The sequence below is a fragment of the Vibrio sp. 10N.261.52.A1 genome (assembly GCF_002876325.1).
Taxonomy (GTDB): domain Bacteria; phylum Pseudomonadota; class Gammaproteobacteria; order Enterobacterales; family Vibrionaceae; genus Vibrio; species Vibrio chagasii.
On sequence record NZ_MCYD01000934.1, the window covers coordinates 1 to 2,222 of the forward strand.

The 2,222-nt window shown below is 41.3% G+C and carries 2 protein-coding genes; one reads left to right on the forward strand and one right to left on the reverse strand.

Annotated elements, in window-relative coordinates; all coding sequences use genetic code 11:
- The first annotated feature begins 387 nt into the window (after positions 1-387).
- Positions 388-1,413 (forward strand): GGDEF domain-containing protein, encoded by a 1,026-nt coding sequence (locus BCT81_RS20300; RefSeq protein WP_102425610.1) that lies wholly within the window; start codon positions 388-390, stop codon positions 1,411-1,413.
- A gap of 129 nt (positions 1,414-1,542) precedes the next feature.
- Here BCT81_RS20300 and BCT81_RS20305 read toward each other — a convergent pair whose 3' ends face one another.
- Complete coding sequence (locus BCT81_RS20305) at positions 1,543-2,088, reverse strand: N-acetyltransferase (protein WP_102425609.1); 546 nt, start codon at positions 2,086-2,088, stop codon at positions 1,543-1,545.
- Positions 2,089-2,222 lie beyond the last annotated feature (134 nt).

Below are 2,222 nucleotides of genomic sequence, written 5' to 3' on the forward strand. Positions count from 1 at the left end.
GGTAACTCTAGAACTACCAGAAATGATCACAAAAGAGCTGATCGAAGTTGAAGAAGCCGCAGCACTAAAAGCCGAGCAACAAGCTAAGAAAAAAGAAGAGCGTCGTAAGCGTTACTTGAAGAACAAGCGTTAATAGCGATTAATCACTCTCATATATCCCTCTAAACATATTCACGTTCTATTTCATGTAGGACGTGAATATCGTGCCCCTCCTTTGTTGATCTAGCTAACATACTGACAAATCTATAGAAATGCTCGTTTACAATCATCAAGACTGTGACATACTACGCAAATTATTGTGTATCAATTTCGGCTAATTTCTCAATGCGCTCTTACATCGGGTTCAAAAATCAACGATTTAAAACCTATTTCGACAATGAAATTTATCTGCCGTACATAAATTTCATCTACATCCCGATCTCAATATTCTGTGCTTTTATTGTCTCGGACTATGTTCACTTCGGTACAGAGTGCATTACACCAATTGCCTTTCGCATCGTACTGTTCTTGATGATGATGGTTGTTGCTCGGTATTGCATCAAGTACAGGCCTAACGTTTTAGAGTTCGTTGAAAGCACCTTTCTTGTCATTAGCTCGCTGTTTCTAGTCTACGTTGGGCGGCTCGCGATTGACCTAGGGAATTTCGATTACCAAGGTGGTATCGTCCTCGTGATGATCTACATAGGTACGTTTTCTAGATTATCGGCCAAATACAGCATCACTACACTTTCATTTATTTTTGCCGCCTACCTAATCGGATTATCTCCTTTGCTGTATGCTGCAGAGCCTACTCATGAAGTCGAAACCATTTCTATTTATGTGTCCGCTTATATTTTGATTTCAGCGGCCTGTATTAGACGTGACTTAGAAGTTCACAAACGCTTCGCACAATCGGAGCAACTTCGAAAACAAGCGATACAATTGCGTAAACAATCAAATATGTTCGAAGCGCTTTCCTATAAAGACGCGCTCACCGGCTGCTATAATCGACTCTACTTACACCAAGTGATCGAACCGAGCATTGATCGCGACTTATCCATCACATCGATTATGATCGACATTGACCATTTCAAAACCATTAATGATACCTACGGGCACCAGATGGGCGATCTGGTCATTAAAGAGTTGGCCATCGAAATTCAGAAAAAACTACCACTGGGCAGTAACTGTTTTCGATATGGAGGAGAAGAGTTTCTGATTTTGGTACAAAACGGGACTGAAGATTCAATTCAATCACTCGTAGATTCGCTGCTAGAGTGTCCCTCTCGCCTGCGTTTAGAAGTCACAATTTCAATTGGCGTTAAACATTCACCTCAAGCACTAGGCTCGGTAGAGCAACTCATCGATGACGCCGATCAAGCACTCTATATTTCAAAGAAAAACGGCCGAAACCGTACATCTTGGTCTAATTAACTTCTTACCGACGCCCTTTTCTATTGCAAGCGAAACGAAAAAGCCCCAAACATCTGCATGCTTGGGGCATTAATTGTATTCTCAGTCGCAAAATTGCATCATGACGAACAAAGCGTCAGAGCGTGACAATTACGAAAACGCAGCGCTTTTGGTTCTCTGCTCGAGGTCAAAGGGAGAAGCCCAAGAGATCACTTTCTCGTTAACTTGACTTCCGCATGGCGCGTTCCATACCTGCTCCAATTCTTGTTTTCCACCAATCGCTTCATAAAACGCAATAGCTTGATGATTTTCAGACATCACCTCTAGGTAAAGCCCTGAATCAGAATAGTATTGTTGTAATCGTTGAGACAGTTCAGACAACAAACGCTTGCCTAAGCCACGACCTCGGTAGTTACTGTCTACATGCAATGCATCAATGAACGTCCCGCGTTCAAAGTTATGATTGCCAAATGCGCAGACAAAACCAACCAGTAAACCGCCTTCCTCGAGTAATAGAACATGTTGATTAAAAGGAGGATTAATCAAACGTGTCTGCCAAATAACAGACCTGTCCTCCAAAACCTCATGTTCTAGGTAATCATCAGCAAGAATGCCACGGTAATATAGCTTCCAGCTATCCGCGTGTAATTGGGCAATCCGCTCATAATCTTTATATTCAGCTACCTTAATTTCCATTTATTAGCCCTTAGTACTTCCATTTATGACTTGCTACTACATTTCACACTACCTTTATACAATATTTAAGTAAAACATACTAATACACGTTTACACTTTCAATATTGACTTACACGTGTACGCTGATATTCTAG